This is a genomic window from Rhodococcus rhodochrous (genome assembly GCF_900187265.1).
In the GTDB taxonomy this organism is placed as follows: domain Bacteria; phylum Actinomycetota; class Actinomycetes; order Mycobacteriales; family Mycobacteriaceae; genus Rhodococcus; species Rhodococcus rhodochrous.
Map to the genome: position 1 here is coordinate 56,042 of NZ_LT906450.1, position 26,803 is coordinate 82,844.

The window sequence follows — 26,803 nt, forward strand, 5'->3', positions numbered from 1 at the left end:
CGTCCGACGCGCTGTCACACGCGTCGGACGGTATGAACGGGTCCGGTCGGTCCTTCGATACCGGCTGATCAGAGGATGCGCACGAGGATCTCGGAGTGCCCGGCGCGAATCACGTCACCATCGGCGAGCTGCCAATCCTGCACCGAGGCGCCGTTGACCGTCGTGCCGTTCGTCGACCCGAGATCGGAGAGCATCGCGACCTGGCCGTCCCAGCGGATGTCGATGTGGCGACGCGAGACGCCGGTGTCGGGCAGGCGGAACTGTGCGTCCTGGCCGCGGCCGATGATGTTGCTGCCCTCGCGGAGCTGGTAGTAGCGACCGCTGCCGTCCTCGAGCTGGAGCGTCGCGGTCAGCACCCGACCGGCAGTCGGAGACTGGTAGCCGGCCTGCTGGTAACCCTGGTCGTAGCCGGGGGCCGCGGCGGCGTAATTCTGGTCGTAGCCGCCCTGCTGCGCGCCGTACTGCTGGTCGTAACCCGGCTGTGCGTAGCTCTGCTGACCGTAGGCCTGCTGGTCGTAGCCGCTCTGCTGGTAACCCTGGTCCTGGTAGCCCTGGTCGTAGCCGGGCTGGGCGTAACCCTGCTGGCCGTAGGCCTGCTGGTCGTAGCCCTGCTGCGGGTAGTCCTGGCCGTAGTCCTGGCTGTACGCCTGCGGCTGGGCGCCCTGAGCACCGTAGGCCTGCTGGTCGTAACCGCCCTGGTCGTAGCCGCCCTGTTGGTAGTCCTGCTCGCTGTAGGCCTGGCCGTAGGCCTGCTGGTCGTAGCCACCCTGCTGGTCGTAACCGCCCTGAGCCTGGTCGTAGCCGGCGTTGCCGTAGCCCTGGTTGTAGCGCTGCTCCTGGCCGACGTGCGCGTGACCGTTGCGTGCGTACTGCGGTTCCGCCTCGGCGGGGTCACGGCTGGGGTCGTAGCCGGGGTTCTGCGTCATTGGGCCAGCTCCTGGTTCAGAGGTCACGGGTGGGCGGTTCTGTGGGTTCCGCGGTGACGGAGCACGCGTCGCTGAGCGCCCCGCATCGGGATCTACCGAGCCGCGAGTCCGGAACTGCCCGGTGTGCAGTGCCGACGACGACTCGAAGACGACTTGGATCTCACCGTATGTCTGCCATCCCTGTTCTCGGATGAAGTCCTCAAGGTGACGGGAGAATGCCTTCACAGTCAAGTCCCGATCCGCTGCGAGGGCGTCGTGATCGGTTTCGCTGATCGTGATGACGTAGTGATTGGGGGCGAGTATGTGGCCCCGATCGAGCTGTTGGACGCCGTCCGTTGCCTCCTGCTGCAGCGCCGCCTCGACTTCCTGGGGCACGACGCCGCCGCCGAACACGCGGGCGAAAGCGTCGCCGATCGCGGCCTGGAGTTTGCGCTCGAAGCGCTGGGCGATACCCATGGCGACCCCCTTTCCGTACTCAGCGTGTCGCAATGCAGATCTCGTCACTGCATGGTATCCACTTTTCCCCGGATTCGACCCTGCGGTATTCGGCACGTCTCCGACGGATGTGCTCGGCGAGCGAGCCGGTGGCGCTCGCAGCCCTCTGACCAGGCGAATAGTCGTTTGGCTTCGGTGTGTGTTACTGTTTTCGGCGTTGCTCGGGCGAGTGGCGGAATGGCAGACGCGCTGGCTTCAGGTGCCAGTGTCCTTCGGGACGTGGGGGTTCAAGTCCCCCTTCGCCCACAGGGTGCAGTTCCACGAACTGTGACGGACGAGGCCACGAACTCTTCGGAGATCGTGGCCTCGTCCTTTTTCGTTCCCGTTTTCCTGGGCCGGCCCCGGTCCCGGCTACTCGCCCGGCCGACTCCGCGGTACCGGCACGCCCGCGGGCACCCGGGTGCGTCGATTGCCGTGCGCGGCGGCGAGTTGCGGCCCGGTGACATACAGCGCGAGGGACAGATCGGCATCCTCCACCCGCGCGCCGCGGAGGTCCGCCCCGAGCAGATCCACCCCCGCGAGGTCGCATCCTCGGAGATCGGCACCGATGAGCAGCGCGTTCCTCAGGTCGGCGCCGCACAACCGGTGGCCGCGCAGATCGGTGCCGGCGAGGTCGGCTCCCGGGACCAGATCGGGATGCATCGGTGCGTCGTCCGCGAAGTACGAAGCCCGCACCTCCGCGCTGACCTCCAGCAGGACCGGTCGAACGGATGCGCGTATCTCCCCGATCCCGAGGGACTCGAGTTCGTCCACGCTCCGGCGGGTCAGGGTGGCAAGGGATTCGACGAGCTCCCGCGCGGCGTCCGCGATATCCGGATCGTAGGTGCGCTGCTGGGCCTCGAGCAGGTGCCACATCATCTCGTGCAGCTCTTTCGCAACGGCGAATGCCGAGAACATCCGGTCGCGAGTGTCGGGTCGGTCCCGCCAACTCATGCCGGCGAACAACCGCTGGGAGACCGCCTGTCCCGCACCGAAACAGTCGAAGACGGTGCAGCCGCGGAATCCGCGGGACGGCAGCGTCTCATGGATGGTGCACGAGAAGCGCCCGTCGAGATGCCGACACGGTGACCCGGCGGGCTTGTCCTCGGCGAAGTCCGAAGACCTGGTGAATCCGAAAGCCGTGCAACACAGTGCGAAACACCGGCTGCAGTCGCCCCGGAGGTCGGATCGATGGACGGTCGGCGACGGGGACGAGTGAAGCGATGGGGTGAACATGTGAACTCCGAGAGTCGATTCCGATGTACGACGGGATCGGGGAACCCTGGCGCGGGTTCCCTCTCGGTGCACACCGAATCACCGCCGCCTGCAGGCGCGGTTCGCGGATAGCGCGGGACATCTGTCTCACGGATACACGGTGCTGATCACTGGACCCGAAAATACCAGTCGGCACGCGCGGTGTCAGCGGGCCCGACGGCTGTCGTCGGACCTCGGGAAGACCACCTCGGGAAGACCTTCGCCTTCAGGCGCTCGCCTCGCGCGACCCCACCTGTGTCAGGGTGAGGCGCAGCAACTCGTCGAGGGCCTCACGACTACGTGTCAGGCACGCGATCCGGCCGTCGAGATCCTCGATCTCGTCGACGAGACGGGCGGCGAAGTCTCTGTCGCACTTGCTCGTCCACACGACCTCCCGGTCGACGCGCTGCTCGAGGACGATCGAGACCAGACGTGTGGGCACGCCCGAGGTGACGAGGTCGCGGATCAGTTTCGCGCGTGCCACGTCGTCGTCGGTGTAGTCGCGGTAACCGTTCGCACCCCGTCTCGGATGGATCAGACCTTCCTGTTCGTAGTACCGCAGCATCCGGGTGCTGAGGCCGGTTCGCCGGGACAGCTCGCCGATTCGCATGACTCTCCCCGTTTCGGGCTTGACCTTGACACTGATGTCAATGTTCAGCATGGTGCCATGACCGATACCGACGCACGTGATCCGGCGAGAATTCCGCCGGCGACGACAGTTCCGAACGCGTCTTCGACGGATCACCCACTTCCCTGGGCGACGCTCGTCGCCCTGGCCTTCTCGACCTTCGCGACGGTGACCGTGGAGATGCTCCCGTCCGGTCTCCTCCCGCAGATCGGAGGCGGCCTGGGCGTCGAGCCTGCCGTGGTGGGAGGCCTGGTCACCGCGTGGGCGCTCACGATCGCCGTGAGCAGCATGCCGCTGGTCCGGGTCACGCGGAACGTCCGCCGCACCCGGCTGCTCCCGGCCGCACTCGCCGTGGTGGCCGCCGCGGTACTGGCGACATCGCTCGCTCCGACCTTCGAGATCGCTCTCGCGGGCCGGATCGTGTCCGCGGCCGCGCACGGCGTGTTCTGGGCGGTGATCGTCGTGTACGTCTCCGAGATCGTGCATCCCGACCGGATCGGGAGAGCCTTGGCAATCGTGCTCGCGGGTCCGGCCGTCGCGGGACTGGTGGGCCTTCCGATCGGGGCGGCACTGGTCGACGTCGTGGGCTGGCGCGGCGTCTTCGGTGGCGCATCGGCGGTCCTGGCGATCACCGCGATCGCTCTCGCGCTGATCCTCACCGACCCCGGGAGGGCCACCGGAGACGGTGGGAGTTCCGGGCCGGGCGAGCGCACCTCGGGCTCGGGATGGGACCGCAGCGCGATTCCGTCCACAGGCACGGCCCTGGCGGGAACACTCGTGCTCCTGGGGCATTTCGTGTTGTTCACCTACATCTCGATGATCGTCACCGATGCGGCCCGGTTCGGATCCGGATCGCTTGCGATCGTCCTGGCGGTGTTCGGAGCGGCCGGCGCTGTCGGTGTGACCGTCTCCGGATGGCTGTCGGACCGCTGGCCGAGAGCAACCGTCCCCGCCGCGGTCCTCGTCCTGCTCACCGCGTTCGTCATCGTGGCCGTCGCGCCGACCGTGCCGGTGCTGTTCGTGATCGCGATCGTGCTGTGGGGACTCGTCTCCGGGGTGTTCCCGCCTGCGATGCAGGTCCGGGTCCTCCGGCTGGCATCCGCGCGGTTCCGCACGACCGCCGGCGGGGTGGTGGTCGCGACCTTCAATCTCGGTGTGGCCGCCGGTGCCGCTCTCGGGGGCATGGTGGTCGGTTCCGGCGTCGACCGTCTGGCTCCGGCGGCCCTGGTCGTCAGCGCGATCGGTGGAGTCGCTCTCGTGATCCTCGCCCGGACGGCACCGGTTCCGTCTCCGTGATCCGGGCGGCGTCCGATGACTTCGCGGGGTCCACGGGGTCTTCCTCTTCGTACCGGTCGATGGGGATGTGAGGAGAAGAGGGTGGCCCAGTTGCTGCGAGTACAGAACTTTTCGGTGTCGAGCGACGGTATCGGCGCGAGACAGAACCAGAGCTTCGAGAGTCCTTTCGGCCTGGATCCGGGTCCGATGTTCGAGTGGGCCGGCGCCACGGCGAGTTGGCACCTGCGCACCGAACCCGGCGGGAGCCGGGGACTCGACGACTACTTCATCCGGGACTTCTCCTGCAATATCGGCGCGGAGATCATGGGACGCAACAAGTTCGGTCCTCAGCGGGGCCCGTGGCAGGACCACGATTGGCAGGGCTGGTGGGGTGACGAGCCGCCGTTCCACACCCCCGTGTTCGTTCTGACCCACCACGCACGTCCGTCCTTCACACTCTCCGATACCACCTTCCACTTCGTGGACGGCGAACCGACCGCGGTGCTCGAACAGGCCCGCGCCGCCGCACAGGGTAAGGACGTCCGCCTCGGAGGCGGCGTCTCCACCATCCGCGAGTTCCTCGACGCCGATCTGATCGACACGATGCACGTCGTGGTGTCGCCGGTGCGGTACGACACCGGTCTGAAGCTCTGGGAATCCCCGGACGAGCTACGGGACCGTTTCCACCTCGAGGTCGTGCCCAGTGCGAGTGGGGTGGTGCATCACCTGTTCTGGAGGAAGTGAACGCCCGCGACCGGCGCATAATGGGGGGTGGGGTCAGGAGGTCGTCATGCGTGCTCTGAGTGGCCTACTGGATGTCGTGCTCGGACTTCTCACCGCCCTGCTCGGCACCGTCCTGGGGATCGTCGCTGCGGTGGTGATGCTCCTGGGCGCGGTGTTGTGCGTGACGATCCTGCTGATCCCGCTGGGCATCCCCGTCATCCGGCTCTCCCGCCGGCTGTTCACCCTCGCCGGGAAGATGATGCACGTGCCGTGAGTCCCGCGACCTATCGATGACGAGGCGCTCGGCCATCTCGTGAGGTGCTCGGGCAGGTCCTTCGCAGGCCTGCGGAACCCTCTTCGGATCGACCCCGCATTCTCGGGAATGCGGGGTCGACTTCTGTATCCGTCGTGACGTCATGGGCCTCTACCTGCGCAGATGCACGGCATACTCCATTGGTTGCCGCGTATACCCTAGGGGGGTATGGTATCGGTCAGGACGACCGACGCGACAAGGACGACTCCGATGCCGAATACCCCGAGCGAGACCGTGCACACCGATGCCGTCGCACACGACGACGCACATCAGCACAGCTACATCGCCAACAACACCAAGGCCGACTACCTCAAGCGACTGCGTCGTATCGAGGGGCAGGCCCGTGGCCTGCAACGGATGGTCGAGGAAGAGAAGTACTGCATCGACATCCTCACGCAGATCGCGGCGATGAAGAAGGCCCTCGGGGCCGTCGCGCTCGGTCTGCTCGACGAGCACATGGCGCACTGCGTGGCCGGTGCCGTGCGCGCCGGCGGCGACGAGGCCGACCTCAAGTTGAAGGAAGCCAGCGACGCCATTGCGCGACTCGTCCGCTCCTGATCGTCCCGACCCGTTCACGACCCGTATCCGAGGAGTTCCCATGAGCCAGACCAGCACCTACACCGTCACCGGCATGACCTGCCAGCACTGCGTCGCGTCGGTCACCGAGGAGGTCCAGGAGATCCCGGGCGTCGAGAACGTCGAGGTCGATCTTGCCACCGGTGCCGTCACCGTCACGAGCGCCGAGTCCCTCGACGATGCCGCCGTCGCGGCCGCCGTCGAGGAGGCCGGTTACAGCCTCGCATGAACACCCCGGCCAAGCTCACCGGCTTCGTCGCCGCCGTAGCCGCAGTTTTCGGTATCGCGCTGCTCGTCGGCGCGACCGTCGGCCCGGTGGAGGAGCAGACCGAGGATCCGGCCGTGAGCGCCCACGACGCCGGTCACGGTGAAGACACCGCCACCGGCAGTGCCGCGGAAACACCTGCCGCGGAAACACCTGCTGTGGAAGACATCCCGGGAGGTCTGATGACGTATCGGAACGGTTATACCCTCGCGCTCGCCGAGAAGAATCTCGAGTCGGGTGAGGACAGGAACCTGACATTCGCGATCCACGGTCCCGACGGCGCGCCGGTGACCGACTTCGACGTCACCCACGACAAAGAGCTGCACCTGATCGCCGTGCGCCGCGACTTCACCGGTTTCCAGCACGTCCATCCCGTGCTCGACGAGAACACCGGCATCTGGTCCGTCGACGTCGACCTCACGCCCGGCACGTGGCGGGTCTTCACCGACTTCACTCCCACCGGGGGAGAGGCGCTCACGCTGGGCACCGACCTCGCGGTGGCGGGCGAATTCGTCCCTGCCCCAACGGAAGCCGATAACCGCACCGCGACCGTCGACGGCTACGAGGTCACCCTCGACGGCGACCTGTCGTCGGGTGGTGACGCGATGCTCACCCTCACCGTGAGCAAGGACGGACAGCCAATCACCGACCTGCAGCCCTATCTCGGTGCCTACGGACACCTGGTGGCACTGCGCGGCGGCGACCTCGCCTATCTCCACGTCCACCCGGACGGGACACCCGGCGACGGCACCACACGACCCGGTCCCGAGGTCGTCTTCCACACCTCCGTCCCGAGTGCCGGCACCTATCACCTCTATCTCGACTTCCAGCACGACGGAGTGGTTCGCACCGCGGCGTTCACCCTCACCGCTGGGGGCACCGGCGAGGTGCAGTCGGGGTCCGGCGCGCACGGTGACCACAGCCATTCCGGCCGCTGACGGCCCTTTTCCCGAGGAGACACACATGACCACGCAGAGTCAGCCGGTCGCCGCCGAATCGATCGAACTCGCCATCACCGGCATGACCTGCGCATCCTGCGCCAATCGCATCGAGCGCAAGCTCAACAAGCTCGACGGCGTCACCGCGACCGTCAACTATGCCACCGAGAAGGCGAAGGTCACCTACCCCGACGACCTGACACCCGAGCAACTCGTCACGGTCGTCGAACAGGCCGGCTACGGCGCCGCACTGCCGCCGCCGCCCGCGCAGGGGGCCGACCGGACCGATGACGTGCCAGAAGCCGATCCCGTTGCGGCGCTTCGTCACCGGCTCGTCGTCTCGGCGATTCTGACGGTGCCGGTGATCGCGATGGCGATGATCCCGGCCCTGCAGTTCACCAACTGGCAGTGGCTCTCGCTCACCCTCGCCGCACCGGTTGTGGTGTGGGGTGCGTGGCCGTTCCACCGGGCGGCGTGGATCAACCTGCGCCACGGCACGTCCACGATGGACACCCTCGTGTCGCTGGGAACCCTTGCCGCCCTGGGGTGGTCGGTCTACGCCCTGTTCTGGGGCACGGCGGGTGAACCGGGGATGGTCCACCCGTTCGAGTTCACCATCGAGCGGGGCGACGGCAGCGGCAACATCTATCTCGAGGCCGCGGCCGGTGTCACGACGTTCATCCTCGCCGGACGCTACTTCGAGCAACGGTCGAAGCGACGCGCAGGCGCCGCCCTGCGTGCCCTGCTCGAACTCGGGGCCAAGGACGTCGCGGTCCTCGGACCGGACGGGACCACCGAAACCCGGGTGCCGGTGGAGCAGTTGGCGGTCGGGGATCTGTTCGTCGTACGGCCGGGCGAGAAGATCGCCACCGACGGTGTGATCGAGCGGGGCACGTCGGCCGTCGACGCGTCGATGCTGACCGGTGAGTCCGTTCCCGTCGAGGTCGGTGTGGGCGACAGTGTCGTGGGCGGCACGGTCGACGTGGGTGGACGACTCGTGGTGCGCGCGACCCGCGTCGGCTCCGACACCCAGCTCGCGCAGATGGCGAAGCTGGTGGAGGACGCCCAGAACGGCAAGGCCCAGGTGCAGCGCCTGGCCGACCGGATCTCCGGCATCTTCGTGCCGATCGTTCTGCTGATCGCCGCCGGCACGCTCGGTTTCTGGCTCGGCACCGGCAACGGAGCCGCGGCGGCCTTCACCGCGGCGGTCGCGGTGCTGATCATCGCCTGCCCCTGTGCCCTCGGCCTCGCCACCCCGACCGCGCTGATGGTCGGTACCGGTCGCGGCGCCCAGCTCGGCATCCTCATCAAGGGACCCGAGGTCCTCGAGTCGACCCGTTCGGTCGACACCGTGGTCCTCGACAAGACCGGTACGGTCACCACCGGCCGGATGACCCTGCGCGAGGTCGTCGCCGACGACGGTGAGAACGCCGACGACGTGCTGCGGTACGCCGGGGCACTCGAGTCGGCGTCGGAACACCCGATCGCACGTGCCGTCAGCGATGCGGCGGCGGACAGGTTCGGCGGTCTGCCCGAGGTCGAGGACTTCACGAACGTCGAGGGTCTCGGCGTTCAGGGAGTGCTCGTCGACGGCGACACGAGCCGCGCCGTGCTGGTGGGACGCCCGAAGTTGCTGGCCGACTGGTCACAGCATCTCTCCGAGAAGTTGCAGCAGGCGTTCGAGCAGGCCCAGAAGTCCGGTGGCACGGCCATCGCCGTCGGCTGGGACGGTAAGGCGCGCGGCATCGTGGTCGTGGCGGACGCGGTCAAGCCGACCTCTACGAAGGCCGTCGCCGAACTGCGGGAACTCGGTCTGCGTCCGATCCTGCTCACCGGTGACAACGCCGCCGTCGCGCACACCGTGGCGGCCGAGGTCGGCATCGACGAGGCCGACGTGATCGCCGACGTGCTGCCCACCGACAAGGTCGATGTGGTCGAGCGACTCCAGCGCGAGGGTGCGGTGGTCGCGATGGTCGGCGACGGTGTCAACGACGCCGCGGCGCTCGCCCGGGCCGACCTGGGTCTGGCGATGGGCACGGGCACCGACGTGGCGATCGAGGCGAGCGACCTGACGTTGGTCCGCGGCGACCTGATGGTCGCGGTCGACGCCATCCGGTTGTCGCGCCGCACGCTGACGACGATCAAGGGCAACCTGTTCTGGGCGTTCGCGTACAACGTCGCGGCTCTGCCGCTGGCGGCCGCGGGCCTGCTCAACCCGATGCTCGCCGGTGCGGCGATGGCGTTCTCGTCGGTGTTCGTGGTCTCCAACAGCCTGCGACTGCGACGGTTCCGCGCACACGCGGCCTGACCGCTTTCGGCTGCAGCGAGGAGGACGGCCTGTCAGGATCGGATCCATGACACAGCCGTCCTCCTTCCGTGCCCTGGTCGTCGACGACACCGACGACGACCAGGTGGCACAGTTCCGCGAACTGACCGACACCGACCTTCCCGACCACGACGTCCTCGTCGAGGTCGAGTACTCCTCGCTGAACTACAAGGACGGTCTCGTGATCGCGGGACCGCAGAAGATGGCGCGACGCACCCCGCTGGTCGCCGGAGCCGATCTCGCCGGGACCGTCCTCGAGAGCAGCAACCCCGACTGGAAGCCGGGCGACCGCGTCGTCGTCAACGGCTGGGGTCTGTCCGAGACGCAATCGGGCGGGTACACCCGGCGCCAGCGTGTGAAGCCCGAATGGCTCGTCCGCATCCCCGACGCCTTCTCCACCCGCGACGCCATGGCCATCGGCACCGCCGGCTACACGTCCGCCCTGTGCCTCGACGCGCTCGAGCGGTACGGGATCGCATCGGACGCGGAACTGCTCGTCACCGGCGCGGCCGGTGGCGTCGGGTCGATCGCCGTCGCCCTCGCCGCTGCCGCGGGACACACGGTCGTCGCCGCGACCGGCCGTCCCGAGACCCACGACTTCCTGAGCGAACTCGGTGCGTCGTCGTTCGTCGACCGCGCCGAACTGCAGGGCAAGGGCCGGCCCCTGGGCAAGGAACGCTGGGATGCCGCGGTGGACGCGGTGGGCGGTTCGACGCTCGTGAACGTGCTGTCGCAGATTCGCTACGGCGGTGCCGTCGCCGCGTGCGGTCTCACGGAGTCGCCGTCGATGCCCGATGCCACGGTGATGCCGCACATCCTGCGCGGCGTCGCCTTGCTGGGCGTCGACTCGGTGATGGCGCCGGCTCCGCTGCGCCGGTCGGCGTGGGATCGTCTCGCCCGCGATCTGCCTGCGAGCGCCCTGGATTCGCTGTCGCGGGTCGAACCGCTCTCGGACGTCCCGCGACTCGCCGAGGAGATCCTGGCGGGCAAGGTGCGCGGCCGGGTGGTCGTCGACGTCACCGCCTGAGAACGGTTCCGGAGAACGACCGGTGGGCAGCCACTTCGACAAGTGACTGCCCACCGGGCCGAGACGGACGGACGCTACGAGGACGCGTGGACCTCGCGCTCGTTGGGCACGCAATGCGTCATCTGCAATCCGGTCACATCACGGGGACCGTTCTTGCCGAGATTCGCTGCGCGTTGCAGTTCGTCCTCGTCGAGGGTCTGGCTCTGCAACGGAGGTAGATCCCGTACGTCGTTGGCACTGATACCGAGTCCGTCGCCGACGCGTTGTCCGAGCTCGTCGTCGCACATGAAGAAGTGCCACACCATCCGCTCCTGCACGTCGCGGACGGCCTGTCCGATACCGCCGACGAGGTTCTTCACCAGGTCGTCCTTCTCCCACTGCTCCATGAGCTGGTAGCGCTGACCGGCCTGCTCGTAGTCGTTGGTACGCGGAATACGTTTGCGCGTGAGACGACCCCGGATCTCCGGCCCCTGATCGTCGTGGGTCGGGAACTCGGCCTCGCGCAGACCGCCGGTGATGGACGGTTCGTAGTTCACGTGCGGGTTGTCGCCGACATCGTCGACGCCGTATGCCATCGGTCCGCCCTGCTGATTGGTGGCCACGTGGGCGTTCTTCGCCGAGTTGACCGGAAGTTGCAGGTAGTTGGGACCCACCCGGTAACGCTGCGTGTCGGAATAGGAGAACGTGCGTCCCACGAGCATCTTGTCGTCGGAGAAGTCGAGTCCGTCGACGAGGACGCCGGTGCCGAAGGAGATCTGTTCGTTCTCGAGGAAGTGATTCTCGACGTTGCGGTCGATCACCATCCTGCCGACCGGCATGGCGGGGAATTCGTTCTCCGGCCAGACCTTCGTGTCGTCCAGGGGGTCGAAGTTCAACTCCGGATGGTCGTCGTCGCTCATCATCTGTACGCGCAGTTCCCATTCGGGATGGTCACCGCGCTCGATGGCCTCGTACATGTCCTTGCTGGCATGCCCGAGATCGTGCGCCTGAATGGCCGCCGCGTCGTCCTCGGTCAGGCTCTTGACACCGATCTTCGGAATCCAATGGTATTTCACGAGGTGTGTCACGCCCTCGGCGTTGACCCACTTGTAGGTGTTGACCCCGAAGCCCTGCTGAGTCCGGTAGTTGGCCGGAATGCCCCGGGGACTGAACAGATTCACCAGCATGTGCATTGCTTCGGGGGTCTGCGACATGAAGTCGAAGATGCGTGCGGGTTCCTGCCGGAAAGTGACGGGGTCGGGCTTCAGCGAATGGATGACGTCGGGGAACTTGATCGCGTCGCGAATGAAGAAGACCGCGAGGTTGTTTCCGACAAGATCCCAGTTACCGTCCTCGGTGTAGAACTTGACCGCGAAACCTCGCGGATCGCGAGCGGTTTCCGACGAGTCGCGTCCACCGATGACCGTGGAGAGCCGGATGGCGACGTCGGTCCGCTTCCTCGGCTCGGCGAAGAGTTTCGCGCGCGTGTAGTTCGTGATGGGTTCATCGCCCCATTTCCCGGTGGCTTCGAAATATCCGTAGGCGACGAAACCGCGCGCGTGCACCACTCTTTCCGGAATGCGTTCTCGATCGAAATGGCTGATCTTTTCGAGGAACTGATAGTTCTCCAGCGTCGCGGGTCCGCGTGGGCCCACCGTCCGCTGATTCTGGTTGTCGTATACGGGATGGCCCTGGCGGTTGGTCAACACACGTCGGTCGTCTCTCCGGGCCGGGCCCTGCGACGAAACATCGGTCACGGTGTTCTCCCCTCGGATGCAGTTGATGGGCTTTCTCGTAATCGAGTTGTCGACCGTCCTGTGCGGCGGCGACATCCCTTTCACTATTACGTTCTTTCCGGGTTCCCGTCGGCCTTTCGCGAACAACAACCCGGATGCCCGACAACCGGCGCACCGTCTACACGATCAACTCGCGGTCTCCGCGTTCGGCAGTTGTTCCGGCGAGGCGGAGTCCGGATCGGTCCGCCGACCGAAGGCGAGCCAGAGCAGGAATCCGAATCCTGCTGTGACGTAGAGCGTGCCGAGCAGGTGCTGCCATGCGGCCCAGCCGAGTTCGAGATCGCCACCCGTGGGGAACAGGTGGTGCGGGCCGATCAGGAAGACGAGCGCGAGTCCGGCGGCGATCGCCGTGAGTCTCTGCGCATCGGGTGCGCACCACGCCCCGAGCGCGGGGGCGAGCAGTGCCGGCGCGACCCACACCCAGTGGTGCGACCACGACACCGGCGACGCCAGCAGCACGGCCGTCGCGTTCGCGAACAGGGCGAGCACGAGATCGCCCTGCTCGAGGGCACGGCGGATGGCCACCACCGCGACCAGCAGCATCACCGCGACGGCGAGCAGCCACAGCACGGAACCCATGAGTTCGGGCGGTCCGAAGCGGGAGATCACGGCCTTGAAGGACTGGTTGGTGGCGAAGTACGCCGCGCCGATCCGGCCGGTGTCGGGCAGGGTGTCCAGCCAGTACTTCGCGGAGGTCGCGGGCATCACGGCGAACGCCAGGGCGGTGAAACCGAAGGTCGACGCGAGGATGGTGGCGCTGGTCCGCCGGTCGCGTCGCAGCAGGAACAGCAGCAGGAACGCGATGGGAGTGAGCTTGACGGCGGCGGCCAGTCCGATCAGCATTCCGCGCGGCCACTTCGGGGTCTTCACCAGGACGTCGAGGGCGACGAGCGCCATCAGGACGAGGTTGATCTGCCCGAACGAGATCGTCTCGCGCACGGGTTCGAGCAGCAGCGCTCCGGCGACCGCGACGGCCGTGAGGATCCACGCCGTCCGCGCCTCGAAGTCCGGGCGGAGCCGGTTCAGCACGACCCGCAGGGTGACGACGAGCGCAGCGACCGACACGAGGGTGAAGACGATCTTGCCGAACGTCACGGGGATCAGCGCCAGGGGAGCGAAGAGCATCGCCGACAGCGGCGGGTAGGTGAACGGCAACGCGAAGTCGTCGGTCACCGGAGGCATCTGCCCGTAGATGTCGTCGCCGTCGAGCAGGACCCGGGCGCCCATCCGGTAGACCAGGAAGTCGATGAGTTCGCTCCGGACGAGGATCGCGACGAGCACACCCACGGAGACGAGCGACGCGATCACCGCGACGGCGGTACCGCGCTGTCCGGTGAGGAACGGAGGCGTCGTCGAGCCGATCGGATTCTGCCGTGATTGTCGCACCCGGCAACTTTAGTCAATTCCGATAATCGTTCCGGTCCGACGTGGGCAACACCATACGGACGGAATTTCACGAATCGACAGGTCGCAGCAGGTCGGGGTTGTTGTTCCGAGGTGAATTGACCGCGGTGCTCACCTCGTACAGTTCGAGGGTGGGTTCGGGAATCGAATTCAGCAGGGCGTCGACGTCGTCGCGGTCGTTCAGCCCGGGATCGAGCCACGGATCGACGAAGGTGTCGGGCAGGATCACCGGCGACCGTTCGTGGATGTGCCCGGCGGCGTCGGTCGCGGGACGGGTGAGCACGGTGCACGTCCACAACCAGCGGTCGGGATGGTCCTCCGGCAGCTCCGGGTTCGGCCACAGCTCGTAGAGCCCGGCCATGGAGATCGGTCCGTCCGCGTGGAGGAAGAACGGGATCTTCTTCCCGTCCTCGCCCTTCATCCACTCGTAGTACCCGTCGGCCGGCAGCACGCACCGCCGCTTCGCTGCGGCCGCCTTGAAGGCGGGCTTCTGGGTGATGGTCTCGGAGCGGGCGTTGATCATCCGCGACCCGATCTTCGGGTCCTTCGCCCAGAACGGTACGAGCCCCCACCTGATCTGCGAGGACACCATGCGGATCGGCTCGGCGTCCGGTTCCTCGCGCGGCGCTCGCTCGAGGACGACGTTCACGCGCTGGGTGGGGGCGATGTTGTACGACGGGGGCAGTTCCTCACCCACGGCCTCGACGGCGTCGTAGGCCGCGAGCAGATCCCCGCGGGTACTGGTGCTGGCATAACGTCCACACACGATGCATCTCCCGTCGGCGGCTCCGGAGCGACGATTCGATTCTCTCGCATCGGTCGCTCCGGAGCGGGTCGCTCAGACGGCGACTTCGACTCCCAGTGCCTCGAGCAGGGTGCGGCGGTACTCCGCGATCTCGACGACATGATCGGCCCGCGGATGCGGCAGGTCGATGGTGAGTTCGACGGCGAACGAGCCGTGGTCGAGCACGAGCACGCGGTCGGCGAGAGCGACGGCCTCGTCGACATCGTGGGTGACGAGCAGGACCGCGGGCCGGTGCTTGGCGCACAGTTCCTGCAGCAGTCCGTGCATCCTGATCTTCGTCAGTGCGTCGAGGGCACCGAACGGCTCGTCGGCGAGCAGCAGTTCGGGTTCACGCACGAGCGACCGAGCCAGCGACACCCGCTGCTGTTCACCACCGGACAGCTCGGTGGGCCAGGCCTTCTCGCGTCCGGCGAGCCCGACCTCCGCCAGGGCGGTGCGGCCGCGCTCGGCGGCGTCGCCGTCGAGACCGAGGATCACGTTGTCGAGCACCCGAGCCCAGGGCAGCAGTCGCGAGTCCTGGAAGACCACCGCCCGCTTCTGCGGCACCTCGAGGGTGCCCGAGCCGGGCACGCCGTGGTCGAGTTCGGCCAGGGCGCGCAGCAGGGTGCTCTTGCCGGAGCCGCTGCGTCCGAGCAGTGCCACGAACTCACCGGGGGCGATCTCGAGGTCGATGTTGTTCAGTACCGCCCGTCCGTCGAAACCGCGGCTCAGGCCCCGGGTGCGTACGGTCAGCTGCCGATCGTCCTGCGCCATGCCAGCGCCTTCCTCTCTGCCGCACGGACCAGCAGGTCGCTGCCGAATCCGAGGATCGCGTAGACCACCAGTCCGACGATGATGATCTCGGTCATGCCGTAGTTGCGGGCCTGGTACATCAGGTAACCGATGCCGCTCGAGGCGTTGACCTGCTCGACGACCACCAGGGCCAGCCACGAGATGGTCACCGCCAGGCGCAGACCCGTGAAGAAACCGGGCAGCGCCCCCGGCAGGGCGATGCGCCGGACGAACTGGGCGCGGGACAGATCCAGCGTCTCGGCCAGTTCGACGTAGCGGGCGTCGATGCCGCGCAGCGCCGAGTAGGTGTTGATGTAGACGGGGACGAACACCGACAGAGCGATGAGGAGGATCTTCATCTCCTCGCCGATGCCGAACCACAGGATGGCCAGCGGCATCAACGCCAGGGTGGGGATGGAACGCTTGATCTGCACCGGGCCGTCGATCAGCGCCTCACCGATGCGCGAGAGGCCGGCGGCCAGTGCGAGCACCAGACCGAGGACGACACCGATGACCCCGCCGATCAGCGCGCGCTGGACGGAGGTCCACAGGTTCGACTGCAGTCGCCCGTCGCCGATCAGATCCCAGGCGGTGGTGACGACCGTCCACGGCGCCGAGAGGGTCTTCGGATCGAGCACCCCGGTGGCCGAGGTGATGATCCACACCACCAGCAGCAGCACCGGACCGATCGCCAGACCGAACTTGATCGGCTTGCCGGGGGCGAGGCGGCTGCGGGTGGTGCGCGGCGACAGGTCGGCCGTCGCGCCGGGATCGGGCTTCTGGTCGGTGTCGGCGTCACCGGCCAGACCACTGCCGAAACGCCGGGGTTCGACGGAGACGCTCATGGCTCCAGTCCTTTCGTCGGTTCGGTCAGACGCCGGCGGCAGCGAGCTCGCGCGCGTACTGGCTCTCCGGACGCGGCAGGCCGTAGTGGTCGCGCAGCGTGGTGCCGGTGTACTCGGTCCGGAAGAGGCCGCGCTCCTGCAGGATCGGCACCACCTGGGAGACGAACGCCTCGAGGCCCTGCGGGTACTGCGGCGGCATGATGTTGAAGCCGTCGGCGGCACCGTTGGTGAACCACTCCTCGATGATGTCGGCGATCTGCACCGGCGTGCCTGCGACGACGTTGTGGCCGCGTGCGCCGGCGAGCTTGTGCAGCAGCTGACGCAGGGTCGGCTGTTCGCGCTCGACGATCTTCGCGAAGACCAGGCGGCGGCTGTTGTTGTTGTCGGTGATGTCGCCTGCGCCGGCGAACAACTCGACGGGCACCTTCTCGTCCAGCTCGAGTCGGGACACGTCGATGCGGCCCATCTTCTGGAGCTGCCCGAGGCCGTATTCGACGATGGTGAGCTCGTTGAACTCGCGATGCAGGTCCTTCGCCTCGGCCTCGGTCGCACCGATGAACGGGCTCAGGCCCGGCAGGATCTTCACGTGATCGGGGTTGCGTCCGAATGCCGCTGCGCGGGTCTTGATGTCGGTGTAGAAGGCCTGGGCGTCCTCGATGCGCTGGTGCGCGGTGAAGATCGCCTCGGCGTAGGTCGATGCGAAATCGCGGCCGTCGTTCGAGGATCCGGCCTGCACGAGCACCGGGCGTCCCTGCGGCGAGCGGGCCGAACCGAACGGGCCGCGCACCTTGACGTATTCGCCCTCGACGTCGATGCGGTGGATCTTGTCCGGATCTGCGTAGACGCCGGCGGCCTTGTCGATGACGAGTGCGTCGTCCTCCCACGAATCCCAGAGCTTGATCGCGGCGTCGACGAATTCGCGTGCGCGGGCGTACCGCTCGTGCACGTCGGGATGTTCGGTGTACCCGAAGTTCGCTGCTGCTGCCTCGGTCGCGGTGGTGACGATGTTCCAGGCGGCGCGGCCACCGGAGATGTGGTCGAGCGAGGAGAACAACCGGGCGAGGTTGTAGGGCTCGTAATAGGTGGTCGACGCCGTGGCGATCAGCCCGAGATGCGTGGTGACCGTGGCCATCGCGACCAGCGTGGTGATCGGTTCGAGGCCGTAGTCCGGACGGTACTTCACCTCGGTGCGCAGGGCCGGGCCGTCGGCGAAGAAGACCGCGTCGAGCTTCGCGCTCTCCGCGAGACGGGCGAGTTCCTGGAAGTAGGTGACGTCGTAGAGACGCTCGGGCACGCTGCCGGAGTGGCGCCACGAGGCCTCGTGGTGGCCGGTCGGGTAGATGAAGGCGTTGAGGTTGAGCTGGCGGTTCGTCATGTCGGATTCCCCTCGGAAAGGTCAGCTGCGGGTGTGGGACGCGCCGGTCTCGGCGACCGCTTCGGTGACGACCTCGTCGAAGCGAAGGTCGAAGGCGTCGGCGGCGTCGACGGGCTTGGGCAGTTCACCGGCGGCATCGATCACGTCGATGGTGTGCTGCTGGGTCGCGATGAGCTCCTCGTCGAGGTGCGGGAAAGTGGTGATCCCGGCGGTGTCGAGGATGCGCTCGCCGTCCGCGGCCGTCAGGCCCTGGCTCTTCACGAAGTAGGTGTCGATGTACGCGTCGCGGTTGTTGTCGGCCCAGTCGACGGACGTGATGTAGGCGGAGACGTAGGCACGGATCGCCGCGGCGGTCGCCGGGTCCGACAGGGCCTTCTTGCTCGAGTAGAGGTACGAGATGCCCTCGCTGAGGTCCTCGATCTCGGGGCGCGGCAGCGACGTCGCGCCCGGCGTCTGCATGTACCGGGAGAAGACCGGCTCGCTCATGGGGGCGGCATCGATCTGGTTGGAGCGCAGCGCGTCCGGGAAGTCCGGCAGCGACATCGACACGAGCTCGACGTCGTCGACCGAGAGGCCGGCCTTGTCGAGGCCACGGAGCACGAAGGCCTGTTGCGAGGTGCCCTCGGCGTAGCCGATGCGCTTGCCCTTCAGATCCGCGAGCGTCTCGATATCCGAAGCGTTCGGGGCAATGCCCATGTTGAGGCTGTTGTCCGTCTGCATGGCCGCGACGACCTGCACGTCGTCGCCGGCGACCAGCGACTGGACGGTCATGATCTCGCCGGCCCATGCGACGTCGACCGCGTCGGCGCGGAACGCCTCGAGGATCGAGGGCGCACCCTGGAAGGTCGCGAACTCGTAGGCGAACGGCAGCTCGTCGAGTTGTCCGGAGCCGGTGAGGAGGGCCAGCTGTCGCTCACCCTGGTCGGCGATGACGAGCTTGGTGCCCGCGGGGATCTCGGTGGGCAGCGCGCTGTCGGAACCGAGGCCGTCGCCCGAGGAACCGGAGCTACATGCCGCGACCGCGGTCAGAAGGAGCGCGATGATGGCCGTCGATCCGGCACGACGTAGACGGGGCATGGACTTCCTCACGGTTCTTGCGACGGGGAGCGATCTTCGACGGCGTCGAAGTCGTCACCGATCCTGTGCGATCCGTCGCCGGGGGACCAGGGTTTGCGTCAGCGTGAGCGAAAGGTCCTCTATTTCGCCCATCGGTGCTGTTCGCGGCCGATATCGCCCGTATCCGCGCATCGCGGCGGTTACCGTGCGAGGAAGAACCGGAGGCCGGGGAGGTGGCGCGCATGAGTGCGGACGATCGGCACATGTCGCAGACGGATCTGATGTCCTGGCGGATGGAGGAGGATCCGGTCCTGCGGTCCACGATCGTCGCGGTGGCACTGCTCGACCGCTCACCCGATCACGAGCGCTTCGTCCGGATGATGGAGCGCGGAACACGTGCGGTGCCGAGCTTCCGCCGCAAGCTCGTCGAATCCCCGTTCGGGCGGACCCCACCGCGATGGGTGGACGACCCGGACTTCGACCTGTCCTGGCATCTTCGGCGCATCGCGCTCCCGCATCCCGGGGGACTGGGCGCCGTCCTCCCACTCGTGCGCGCAGCGGCGATGTCGGCCTTCGACAAGGACCGTCCCCTCTGGGAGGCGACGATCGTCGACGGCCTCGACCTGCCTGTCCTCGTCGAATTGCTGGTGGAGGGCTTCGGTGACGTGCTCGCGGTGGGAGACGAGGGCACACGCATCGAGACCACGCTCTCTGCAACGGCGACCTCGCACCCCTGAGCGTCAACCGATGGTTGACGGATCCTATGCGTCAACTTAGAGTTGACGCATGGAACCCATTCGTCCTTCCCATCCCATCCGGCTCGACGACCTCATCGACGCGATCAAGAAGGTCCACGACGATCCGCTCGAGCAACTGTCCGATGCCGTCGTCGCGGCCGACCATCTCGGTGAGGTCGCCGATCACCTGATCGGCCATTTCGTCGACCAGGCCCGACGATCCGGCAAGTCGTGGTCGGAGATCGGCCAGAGCATGGGCGTGTCCAAGCAGGCCGCTCAGAAACGGTTCGTGTCGAAGAGCGACAACGACCTCGACCCCCAACAGGGGTTCTCCCGCTTCACGCCACGTGCACGGAAAGCGGTGGTGGCCTCGATGACCGGGGCGCGTGCTTCGGGCAGTCCCGAGATCACACCTGTGCATCTGCTGCTCGGCCTGCTCGGCGACTCCGATTCGATCGCCGCACGCGCACTCGCCGCCCAGGGAGTGGACTTCGCGACCCTGCGTGCGGCCGCCGAGGCGACGTTCCCCGAACCGGTCGGTGACCTCCCCGAACTCATCCCCTACGACGCCGCGGCCCGCAAGGTGCTGGAGTTGACCTTCCGGGAAGCCCTGCGTCTCGGTCACAACTACGTCGGTACCGAACACATCCTCCTGGCACTGCTCGAACACGAGAACGGTGACGGCGTGCTGGCCGGGGCCGGCGTGGACAAGAGCGCCGTCGAGCAGAAGATCTCGGAGGACCTCGCCGCGATCGTCGAGGCCCAGCAGTCCGAGGACGGCGGGACCGGGGGCGTAGAGCCGGGCAGGACCTGCGCGCCCCAGGTTCGCCGACGGCCCCCTCGGGGTACGTCGAAGGCATGAACACACGCCACGCATGTCTCGTCGCGGGCTTCTCCGTCGCCACGCTCGTGGCCGCCGGGTGCAGCACCGACGACTCGTCCACCGACACCGAGACCACCGTCGAGACCCCACCCACTTCGCTCACGACCACCACCACCACCACCGATTCCATGCCCACGCCGCTGCCCGGAATGAGTGGCGACGCCTTCGGGCTCCCGAACGAGGGAGGCGACGACGACAACGCCTTCACCTACGACGAAGAGGCCGTGCCGGTCGGCGCGACCTTCGACGTCGAATCCGAGGACGAGAACGGCCGGACCACCGTCACCCTCCGGGTGATGGGTCTGCAACCCGATCGGGACTTCGGAGCGCACGTCCACACGCAGCCGTGCGGGCCGAACCCGTCCGATTCGGGGCCGCACTACCAGAACCAGGTCGACCCGGCGGCGAACCCGGACTCTCCGTCCACCGACCCCGCCTACGCCAATCCGCAGAACGAGATCTGGCTCGACATCACCACCGACGCGCAGGGCAACGCCGAGGCGTCCACGACCGTCGATTGGGAGTTCCGCGACGACGAGGCCAACTCGGTGGTGCTCCACGCCCAGCACACCATGACCGCACCGGGTGAGGCAGGACAGGCCGGCGACCGGCTTGCCTGCATCGACGAGGACTTCTGACCCGGACGACGCAGTGACGACCCGACGGTCCGGTGGGTGAGCGCCACCCGCCGGACCGTTCTCGTGCCGTGAATCGGGCTCGGGCGAACGACTTCCGTGCCATGCTGACGCCGGAACCGGTGAAGGAGGAGCGTGGATGGAACCCGTCGTCGACACCACCGGCGGACGAGTACGCGGTACGACCGTCGGCGGCACGGCCGTCTTCAAGGGCATCCCGTACGCCGCCGCGCCTTTCGGTGAGCTCAGATTCGCAGCGCCCGGACCTGTTCCCCGATGGGACGGCGTGCGCCCCGCGACCGAGTTCGGTCCCACCGCCCCGAAGGCGCCGTACGCCCCACCGATCGATCAGCTCCTGCACGAACCGTCGATCCCGGGCGAGGACGTCCTCGGACTCAACGTGTGGAGTCCCGACCTCTCCGGCTCGCTGCCCGTGATCGTGTGGATCCACGGTGGCGCGTTCGTGCACGGCAGCAGCGCGGTGGCGCTGTACGACGGCGCGAACTTCGCGCGCGATGGTGTCGTCTTCGTCAGCATCAACTACCGACTCGGCGCAGAGGGATTCGCGCTCCTCGACGACGCGCCGGCGAACCGCGGTCTCCTCGATCAGGTCGCCGCCCTCGCATGGGTCCGCGACAACATCGCGGCCTTCGGCGGTGATCCGGATCGCGTGACGATCGCCGGTGAATCCGCGGGGGCGATGAGTGTGGTCTCGCTGCTGGCGATGCCCGCCGCGCGCGGGCTGTTCCGTCGCGCGATCGCCCAGAGCGGCGCCGGCCATTCGGTGATGTCGGCCGGCACCGCGCGGACGGTCGCCGGCGCCCTGAGCGCCATGCTCGGCGTCGCCCCGACCCGCGCGGCCTTCGCCGGGATCGAGCCGAAGGTGCTCGTCGACGCGCAGGAACGTCTCACGGCCCGGATCCGCAGTGAGCGCGACCCGGCGACATGGGGTGAGATCGCCACCGACTCGATGGCCTTCGAACCGTGCGTGGACGGGACCGTGCTCCCGGGCCGGCCGATCGACCTCGTGGGGAAGGGCGCGGGATCCGACGTCGATGTGCTCATCGGCCACAACGACGACGAGATGACGCTGTTCTTCGTGCCTCTCGGGGTCGACGGACTGCTCGACGAGGCCGCTGCGCGCGGACTCGCCGCCGCCTACGGCCTCACCGAGCCGGAGGCGTTCGACGCCTACCGTCGCGCCCGGCCCGATGCTCGTCCCGGTGAGGTGGCCATGCACATCGTGCGCGACTGGATGTACCGCATCCCGGTGCTCCGCGTCGCGGAGGCGCGTGCCGCACACGACGCCGAAACCCATGTCTACCGGTTCGATTGGAAGTCGCCGCTGTTCGACGGCCGGCTCGGCGCGACCCACGCGCTCGACATCGGTTTCGTGTTCGACAATCTCCATCTCCCTCAGGCCGCGGCGCTCGCGGGTTCCGCACCTCCGCAGGAGCTGGCGACGCGGATGCACCGGGCGTGGGTGGACTTCGCGACCACGGGTTCGCCGGGATGGCCGCCCTACGGGGACGAACGCACCGAGATGCTCTTCGGCGACACGTGTGCGACCGCCGACGACCACGAGGCCGATCTGCGGACGCTGTGGGACGGAATTCGCTGACCGAGTTTGATCTTTGTTCCCACGGGTAGTCGTGGGGAAGACGTGCCCAGCCCCGGATATCCACTCGACAGACGACAGCCACGAATCGGAGTTCCCATGCCCGCCGATACCCCGAAGATCCCCGGTGTTCCCTCGTCCACCGTGCCGTCCGTGGAGGAACCCACGACGCCCACGACTCCGCCCGAGCCCAAGCCGGATCAGGTCGAGCCCGAGGTCAGGACGGCCACCGGTACTCCCGCGGATCTGCCGCGCGGTCGTGCCCAGCAGGGGGAGTACCTGACGACGGCTCAGGGTGCGCGGCTGACGGATACCGACCACTCCCTCAAGGCGGGCCGGCGTGGTCCGATCCTGTTGCAGGATCATCACTTCCGCGAGAAGATCACCCACTTCGACCACGAACGCATCCCGGAGCGGGTGGTGCACGCCCGCGGCGCCGGCGCCCACGGTGTCTTCCGCGCGACGGGCGCCGCGAGCTCGATCACGCGTGCCCAGTTCCTCCAGAAGGACGTGGAGACACCGGTGTTCGTGCGGTTCTCGACGGTGCTCGGTTCCCGTGGCTCGGCCGACGCGGTGCGCGACACCCGCGGTTTCGCGACGAAGTTCTACACCGAGGAAGGCACGTTCGACCTCGTCGGCAACAACATCCCGGTGTTCTTCATCCAGGACGCCATCAAGTTCCCGGACGTGATCCATGCGGGCAAGCCGCACCCGGATCGTGAGATCCCGCAGGCGCAGAGCGCCCACGACACCTTCTGGGACTTCGTCTCGCTCCACACCGAGGCCACGGCCCACACGATGTGGAACATGTCCGACCGCGGCATCCCGCGCTCCTACCGCATGATGGAGGGCTTCGGCGTCCACACCTTCCGCGTGGTCAACGCCGAGGGCGACACCGCGCTGGTGAAGTTCCACTGGAAGCCGCGCCTCGGCGTGCACTCGCTGGTGTGGGAGGAAGCCCAGCTCATCAACGGTTTCGACCCGGACTTCCACCGCCGCGACCTCGCCGACGCGATCGAGGCCGGTGCCTACCCCGAGTGGGATCTCGGTGTGCAGGTCTTCCCGGACACCCCGGAACAGACCTTCGAAGGGATCGATCTGCTCGATCCCACCAAGATCGTCCCCGAGGAACTGGCTCCCGTGCAGATCATCGGCACGATGGTCCTCAACGCCAACCCCACCAACTTCTTCGCCGAGACCGAACAGGTCGCCTTCCACCCGGGCCACCTCGTCCCCGGCATCGACGTCACCGACGATCCGCTGCTGCAGGGCCGCCTGTTCTCGTACCTCGACACCCAGCTGACGCGACTCGGCGGACCGAACTTCGGGCAGATCCCGATCAACCGCCCGCACGCTCCCGTCAACGACATGTTCCGCGACGGCTTCCATCAGCACGCCGTCCACACGGGTGTCGCGCCGTACAAGCCGAACTCGCTCGACGCGGGATGTCCGTTCATGGCCGGCGTCGCCGACGGTGCCTTCGTCGACCTGCCGGTCGAGGTGCCGGCGGCGAAGAAGGAGCGCGAGATCTCCCGGTCGTTCGACGACCACTACACGCAGGCCCGCCAGTTCTACCTGAGCCTGTCGGAGATCGAGCAGGACCACGTGGCGTACGCCTACACCTTCGAGCTGGGCAAGTGCTACGAGCAGACCATCAAGGAACGGCAGCTGCAGATCCTGGCGAACATCGATACCGGGCTGTGCGAGAAGGTGGCGGCCGGTCTCGGTCTGCCGGCGCCGAAGCCGACCGTCGAGGTCTCCGATCTCCCGCAGAGCCCCGCGCTGGCGCAGGTCGGCAAGACGTGGCCCGTCCAGGGTCGTCTGATCGGCATCGTCGCCGACGACACCACCGACGTCGATCAGGTGCTCGCGGCCGTGCAGGCCGTGGACGCGGCAGACTGCGTCCCGCTGGTCGTGGCCCCGCACGGCGGGATGCTCGGTGGAGTCGTGCCGATCTCGCGTACCTTCCTCACGGCCCGCTCGATCGAGTTCGACGCCGTGATCATGGCGACGACCGTCCCCGACACGCGGGTCCGGATCCTCGTCGACGAGATGTTCCGGCACCACAAGGCGCTGGCCGCGTGGGGCGCCGGTGCGGCGGCACTGGAAGAGCTGAAGGCACCGGGTGTCGAGATCGTGGACGGACCGGAGACGGCCGTCGCACAGGTGCTGGAGCTGCTGGGTACCCACCGAGTGTGGGATCGAGACGCCGTGTGACAGACCTCACCTGAGCTCACCTTCCGAAGTTCGGGTGCCCCAAGTTATTCTTTCGTTACCTCTGGCCGCAGCTGATTCTCATCGCTGCGGCCAGTTGTTATTTACGCCCAGGTCAGGGCACGAATCGCATCATCGGGTGAATCGCGCTGCCGCGCCCACGAACGGGTCGCGCAGAGCCGTGAACCGGCGTGCGGTCGCCACCCGGGCAAGGGTTCGGGACGCGGGCACCAGCCGCTGGGTGCGGCGCCGCCGGGCGCGGTCGTATCGCTCCAGCGCCTCGGCCGCCGGATGCTCGGACAGCAGGACCGCGAGTGTCGCGCCGTCGATCATCGCCTCGCACGCGCCGCGACCGAGATTCGGTGCCATCGCGTGAGCGGCGTCACCGATCAGCGCGACGTTGCCGTGGACGAAGGACGGCAGCGGGGGCGATTCGTACAGATCGTGGTGCAGCACGTCGGCGGCGTCGATCCGGTCGAGTACGTTGCGCACGGCCGGGTGCCAGTCGCGGTAACGCTCGCGCAGTTCGTCGATGCTCCCCGCTCCGCCGGCCGGGGCGCGCACGGCGGCGAACCAGTTGGTCAGATCCCCGTCACGCGGGGTGATGCCGAACAGCGCGCCCGGTCCCCATGACTCGCTCGTCGTCGGCACCGTGCCCGATACCCAGCCGCGCCACGCCGAGTAGCCGGTGTACACGGGACGGTAGGCGGGACCGAACAGCCGGTCGCGCGTCGCGCTGTTGATGCCGTCCGCTGCGATCACGACGTCGTAGGCGGCGAGGTCGGGCAACTCGGGCGCCGGCGCTCCGAACCGGACGAGATCGGACGGGAGCCCCTCGGCCAGGATCGTGAGCAGTTTCGGCCGGGAGAGAAGGACGACCGGTCGCGCCAAGGTGCGGATGCGTCCGATCACCCGTCCGTCCCATCGCAGGAAGGCCGCGCCGTCCTGCAGCACGCCGAGCTTCTCCACTTGCCCGCCGAGACCGGAGCCGCAGCCGGCGGTGGTCAGGGCGTCGAGGGCTTCGGCCCACATGCCGAGTGCGGTGCCGGTGTCCGGGAGAGAGGGTGAGCGTTCGAAGACGTCGACATGCCAGCCGCGCCGGACGAGCGCGTTGGCGACGGTGAGCCCGCCGATCCCTCCGCCGAGGATCGCTGCCTTGCCGTGTCGTGTGGTCATGGCCCGAACGTACTACGAATGTAGTGCCGTGTCACTACTCCTGTAGTGAAGCTCGTAGGATCGAGTCGTGACCGACGAACGACCTCGGCCGGCAACCGACAAACGAACCGCCGACAAACGCACCGCGGCTCTCGACGCCGCGATCCATCTCGTGGGGACCGAAGGGCTGCGCGCCCTCACCCACCGCCGCGTCGATGCCATCGCCGGTGTGCCCGCCGGCTCCACGTCCAACTACTTCCGCACCCGCCAGGCTCTCGTCGAAGGGGTGCTCGACAGGCTTCTCGAGCAGGACCGGGTCCAGCTCGCGGCGATCGGCTCCGCGATGCCGGGCGACGCATGTGAGCTCGAAGACCTTATGCACGGTTATGTGATGTTCGTGACGGGGGACGACCTCGTGCGAACCCGCGCTCGCTTCGCGATGTTCGTCGAGGCGATGGCGACGCCCGACCTCCGTGCCGGGGTCGAGACCCGCCGCAGCGAACTGCGCGGATGGATCGGGACCGTGCTCGCGGGCCTCGGAGTCGACGATTCCGCCACCGCCGCGCGGGTTCTCATCGACTACCTGGACGGCCTGATCCTGCATCGCTGCACCTCGCACGACGACGGACCGGACCCGCGCGACGGCGTGGCCCGGATGGTGCGGATGCTTCTCCCCACAGCCGGGTGACGCCCGCGATTCCGGTGCGTTACAGCTGCGTTTCCGCAGGTGGGCGGGAGAATAGGGCAGGCTTGCTTGCATTACCCCCCGCCACCTGGCATATCGTTCGTTTCGAAGACGGTGGGA

At 67.7% G+C, this 26,803-nt stretch carries 24 protein-coding genes, 1 tRNA gene and 1 pseudogene; 15 read left to right on the plus strand and 11 right to left on the minus strand.

The annotated features are described in order from the left end of the window. Nucleotides 1-68: 68 nt before the first annotated feature. Nucleotides 69-1,382 (minus strand): DUF3662 and FHA domain-containing protein, encoded by a 1,314-nt coding sequence (locus CKW34_RS00275; protein WP_059381994.1) that lies wholly within the window; start codon nt 1,380-1,382, stop codon nt 69-71. Nucleotides 1,383-1,584: 202 nt separating this feature from the next. Between CKW34_RS00275 and CKW34_RS00280 the strand changes: the two genes are divergently transcribed. Continuing rightward, nucleotides 1,585-1,667, plus strand: a tRNA-Leu gene (locus CKW34_RS00280). Nucleotides 1,668-1,772: 105 nt separating this feature from the next. Here CKW34_RS00280 and CKW34_RS00285 read toward each other — a convergent pair. Further along, entirely contained in the window at nt 1,773-2,318 is a 546-nt protein-coding gene (locus tag CKW34_RS00285; protein WP_230840485.1) for a pentapeptide repeat-containing protein, read from the minus strand. A gap of 562 nt (nt 2,319-2,880) precedes the next feature. Beyond that, complete coding sequence (locus CKW34_RS00290) at nt 2,881-3,264, minus strand: MerR family transcriptional regulator (RefSeq protein ID WP_059381996.1); 384 nt, start codon at nt 3,262-3,264, stop codon at nt 2,881-2,883. Between the two features lie 57 nt (nt 3,265-3,321). Here CKW34_RS00290 and CKW34_RS00295 point away from each other — a divergent pair, with 57 nt between their 5' ends. From CKW34_RS00295 to CKW34_RS00330, 8 genes are all read left to right on the plus strand, one after another. Further along, on the plus strand, nt 3,322-4,578 hold the full coding sequence (locus CKW34_RS00295) for an MFS transporter (protein ID WP_064059962.1): 1,257 nt from the start codon (nt 3,322-3,324) through the stop codon (nt 4,576-4,578). A gap of 81 nt (nt 4,579-4,659) precedes the next feature. Next, nucleotides 4,660-5,301, plus strand: a complete 642-nt coding sequence (locus CKW34_RS00300; RefSeq protein ID WP_059381998.1) for a dihydrofolate reductase family protein — start codon at nt 4,660-4,662, stop codon at nt 5,299-5,301. A gap of 46 nt (nt 5,302-5,347) precedes the next feature. Next, a complete protein-coding gene (locus tag CKW34_RS00305; RefSeq protein ID WP_006553307.1) occupies nt 5,348-5,554 on the plus strand; it encodes a hypothetical protein in 207 nt (68 codons plus the stop codon). A 249-nt stretch (nt 5,555-5,803) separates the two neighbouring features. Then, the gene (locus tag CKW34_RS00310; protein ID WP_059381999.1) at nt 5,804-6,151 is read left to right on the plus strand and encodes a metal-sensitive transcriptional regulator; all 348 of its coding nucleotides are present in this window, start codon (nt 5,804-5,806) and stop codon (nt 6,149-6,151) included. A gap of 40 nt (nt 6,152-6,191) precedes the next feature. Beyond that, nucleotides 6,192-6,398 (plus strand): heavy-metal-associated domain-containing protein, encoded by a 207-nt coding sequence (locus tag CKW34_RS00315; RefSeq protein ID WP_016691112.1) that lies wholly within the window; start codon nt 6,192-6,194, stop codon nt 6,396-6,398. Then, a complete protein-coding gene (locus CKW34_RS00320) occupies nt 6,395-7,372 on the plus strand; it encodes a hypothetical protein (protein WP_059382000.1) in 978 nt (325 codons plus the stop codon). The genes CKW34_RS00315 and CKW34_RS00320 overlap by 4 nt, the downstream gene beginning before the upstream one ends. Nucleotides 7,373-7,397: 25 nt before the next feature. Beyond that, nucleotides 7,398-9,680 (plus strand): heavy metal translocating P-type ATPase, encoded by a 2,283-nt coding sequence (locus tag CKW34_RS00325; RefSeq protein ID WP_059382001.1) that lies wholly within the window; start codon nt 7,398-7,400, stop codon nt 9,678-9,680. A 46-nt stretch (nt 9,681-9,726) separates the two neighbouring features. Then, nucleotides 9,727-10,725 carry an MDR family oxidoreductase gene (locus CKW34_RS00330; RefSeq protein ID WP_059382002.1) on the plus strand — a complete coding sequence of 333 codons (999 nt, stop codon included), beginning with the start codon at nt 9,727-9,729 and terminating at the stop codon, nt 10,723-10,725. A 74-nt stretch (nt 10,726-10,799) separates the two neighbouring features. Here the strand turns inward: CKW34_RS00330 and CKW34_RS00335 are convergent, their stop codons facing one another. The 7 genes from CKW34_RS00335 to CKW34_RS00365 form a co-directional block, all read right to left on the minus strand. After that, on the minus strand, nt 10,800-12,461 hold the full coding sequence (locus CKW34_RS00335) for a catalase (RefSeq protein WP_059382003.1): 1,662 nt from the start codon (nt 12,459-12,461) through the stop codon (nt 10,800-10,802). 165 nt (nt 12,462-12,626) lie between these two features. Continuing rightward, nucleotides 12,627-13,886: a glycosyltransferase 87 family protein gene (locus tag CKW34_RS00340; protein ID WP_059382004.1), complete on the minus strand. Its 1,260-nt coding sequence runs from the start codon at nt 13,884-13,886 to the stop codon at nt 12,627-12,629. Between the two features lie 67 nt (nt 13,887-13,953). Next, complete coding sequence (locus CKW34_RS00345; RefSeq protein ID WP_059382005.1) at nt 13,954-14,670, minus strand: SOS response-associated peptidase; 717 nt, start codon at nt 14,668-14,670, stop codon at nt 13,954-13,956. A gap of 72 nt (nt 14,671-14,742) precedes the next feature. After that, entirely contained in the window at nt 14,743-15,462 is a 720-nt protein-coding gene (locus CKW34_RS00350; RefSeq protein ID WP_059382006.1) for an ABC transporter ATP-binding protein, read from the minus strand. Further along, the gene (locus CKW34_RS00355) at nt 15,438-16,325 is read right to left on the minus strand and encodes an ABC transporter permease (RefSeq protein WP_059382007.1); all 888 of its coding nucleotides are present in this window, start codon (nt 16,323-16,325) and stop codon (nt 15,438-15,440) included. The genes CKW34_RS00350 and CKW34_RS00355 overlap by 25 nt, the downstream gene beginning before the upstream one ends. Nucleotides 16,326-16,350: 25 nt before the next feature. After that, nucleotides 16,351-17,700: an LLM class flavin-dependent oxidoreductase gene (locus CKW34_RS00360; protein WP_059382008.1), complete on the minus strand. Its 1,350-nt coding sequence runs from the start codon at nt 17,698-17,700 to the stop codon at nt 16,351-16,353. Nucleotides 17,701-17,721: 21 nt separating this feature from the next. Further along, a complete protein-coding gene (locus tag CKW34_RS00365) occupies nt 17,722-18,777 on the minus strand; it encodes an ABC transporter substrate-binding protein (RefSeq protein ID WP_059382182.1) in 1,056 nt (351 codons plus the stop codon). A 242-nt stretch (nt 18,778-19,019) separates the two neighbouring features. On the opposite strand from CKW34_RS00365, the pseudogene CKW34_RS00370 reads away from it, so the two are divergent. From CKW34_RS00370 to CKW34_RS00390, 5 genes and pseudogenes are all read left to right on the plus strand, one after another. Next, nucleotides 19,020-19,379 (plus strand): annotated as a pseudogene (locus CKW34_RS00370) (wax ester/triacylglycerol synthase domain-containing protein); the annotation flags it as partial. Nucleotides 19,380-19,542: 163 nt separating this feature from the next. Beyond that, complete coding sequence (locus tag CKW34_RS00375; protein ID WP_080968216.1) at nt 19,543-20,355, plus strand: Clp protease N-terminal domain-containing protein; 813 nt, start codon at nt 19,543-19,545, stop codon at nt 20,353-20,355. Further along, nucleotides 20,352-21,014: a superoxide dismutase family protein gene (locus CKW34_RS00380; RefSeq protein ID WP_059382010.1), complete on the plus strand. Its 663-nt coding sequence runs from the start codon at nt 20,352-20,354 to the stop codon at nt 21,012-21,014. Before CKW34_RS00375 ends, CKW34_RS00380 begins: the two co-directional genes overlap by 4 nt. A 136-nt stretch (nt 21,015-21,150) precedes the next feature. Further along, nucleotides 21,151-22,632, plus strand: a complete 1,482-nt coding sequence (locus CKW34_RS00385) for a carboxylesterase/lipase family protein (protein WP_059382011.1) — start codon at nt 21,151-21,153, stop codon at nt 22,630-22,632. 96 nt (nt 22,633-22,728) lie between these two features. After that, nucleotides 22,729-24,846, plus strand: a complete 2,118-nt coding sequence (locus tag CKW34_RS00390) for a catalase (RefSeq protein ID WP_059382012.1) — start codon at nt 22,729-22,731, stop codon at nt 24,844-24,846. A gap of 129 nt (nt 24,847-24,975) precedes the next feature. Here the strand turns inward: CKW34_RS00390 and CKW34_RS00395 are convergent, their stop codons facing one another. Beyond that, on the minus strand, nt 24,976-26,019 hold the full coding sequence (locus tag CKW34_RS00395) for an FAD-dependent monooxygenase (RefSeq protein WP_059382013.1): 1,044 nt from the start codon (nt 26,017-26,019) through the stop codon (nt 24,976-24,978). A 67-nt stretch (nt 26,020-26,086) separates the two neighbouring features. Here CKW34_RS00395 and CKW34_RS00400 point away from each other — a divergent pair, with 67 nt between their 5' ends. Continuing rightward, nucleotides 26,087-26,686, plus strand: coding sequence for a TetR/AcrR family transcriptional regulator (locus CKW34_RS00400; protein WP_059382014.1), 600 nt, complete (start codon nt 26,087-26,089; stop codon nt 26,684-26,686). Nucleotides 26,687-26,803: the final 117 nt, after the last annotated feature.

Bases quoted from the DNA above. Each gene is read 5' to 3' on its own strand.
- CKW34_RS00360 (WP_059382008.1), bottom strand. From the start codon at position 17,700: ATGACGAACCGCCAGCTCAACCTCAACGCCTTCATCTACCCGACCGGC.
- CKW34_RS00385 (WP_059382011.1), top strand. From the start codon at position 21,151: ATGGAACCCGTCGTCGACACCACCGGCGGACGAGTACGCGGTACGACC.
- CKW34_RS00305 (WP_006553307.1), top strand. From the start codon at position 5,348: ATGCGTGCTCTGAGTGGCCTACTGGATGTCGTGCTCGGACTTCTCACC.
- CKW34_RS00395 (WP_059382013.1), bottom strand. From the start codon at position 26,019: ATGACCACACGACACGGCAAGGCAGCGATCCTCGGCGGAGGGATCGGC.
- CKW34_RS00355 (WP_059382007.1), bottom strand. From the start codon at position 16,325: ATGAGCGTCTCCGTCGAACCCCGGCGTTTCGGCAGTGGTCTGGCCGGT.
- CKW34_RS00310 (WP_059381999.1), top strand. From the start codon at position 5,804: ATGCCGAATACCCCGAGCGAGACCGTGCACACCGATGCCGTCGCACAC.
- CKW34_RS00315 (WP_016691112.1), top strand. From the start codon at position 6,192: ATGAGCCAGACCAGCACCTACACCGTCACCGGCATGACCTGCCAGCAC.
- CKW34_RS00380 (WP_059382010.1), top strand. From the start codon at position 20,352: ATGAACACACGCCACGCATGTCTCGTCGCGGGCTTCTCCGTCGCCACG.
- CKW34_RS00390 (WP_059382012.1), top strand. From the start codon at position 22,729: ATGCCCGCCGATACCCCGAAGATCCCCGGTGTTCCCTCGTCCACCGTG.
- CKW34_RS00320 (WP_059382000.1), top strand. From the start codon at position 6,395: ATGAACACCCCGGCCAAGCTCACCGGCTTCGTCGCCGCCGTAGCCGCA.
- CKW34_RS00330 (WP_059382002.1), top strand. From the start codon at position 9,727: ATGACACAGCCGTCCTCCTTCCGTGCCCTGGTCGTCGACGACACCGAC.
- CKW34_RS00350 (WP_059382006.1), bottom strand. From the start codon at position 15,462: ATGGCGCAGGACGATCGGCAGCTGACCGTACGCACCCGGGGCCTGAGC.
- CKW34_RS00365 (WP_059382182.1), bottom strand. From the start codon at position 18,777: ATGCCCCGTCTACGTCGTGCCGGATCGACGGCCATCATCGCGCTCCTT.
- CKW34_RS00285 (WP_230840485.1), bottom strand. From the start codon at position 2,318: ATGTTCTCGGCATTCGCCGTTGCGAAAGAGCTGCACGAGATGATGTGG.
- CKW34_RS00275 (WP_059381994.1), bottom strand. From the start codon at position 1,382: ATGGGTATCGCCCAGCGCTTCGAGCGCAAACTCCAGGCCGCGATCGGC.
- CKW34_RS00325 (WP_059382001.1), top strand. From the start codon at position 7,398: ATGACCACGCAGAGTCAGCCGGTCGCCGCCGAATCGATCGAACTCGCC.
- CKW34_RS00375 (WP_080968216.1), top strand. From the start codon at position 19,543: ATGGAACCCATTCGTCCTTCCCATCCCATCCGGCTCGACGACCTCATC.
- CKW34_RS00290 (WP_059381996.1), bottom strand. From the start codon at position 3,264: ATGCGAATCGGCGAGCTGTCCCGGCGAACCGGCCTCAGCACCCGGATG.
- CKW34_RS00295 (WP_064059962.1), top strand. From the start codon at position 3,322: ATGACCGATACCGACGCACGTGATCCGGCGAGAATTCCGCCGGCGACG.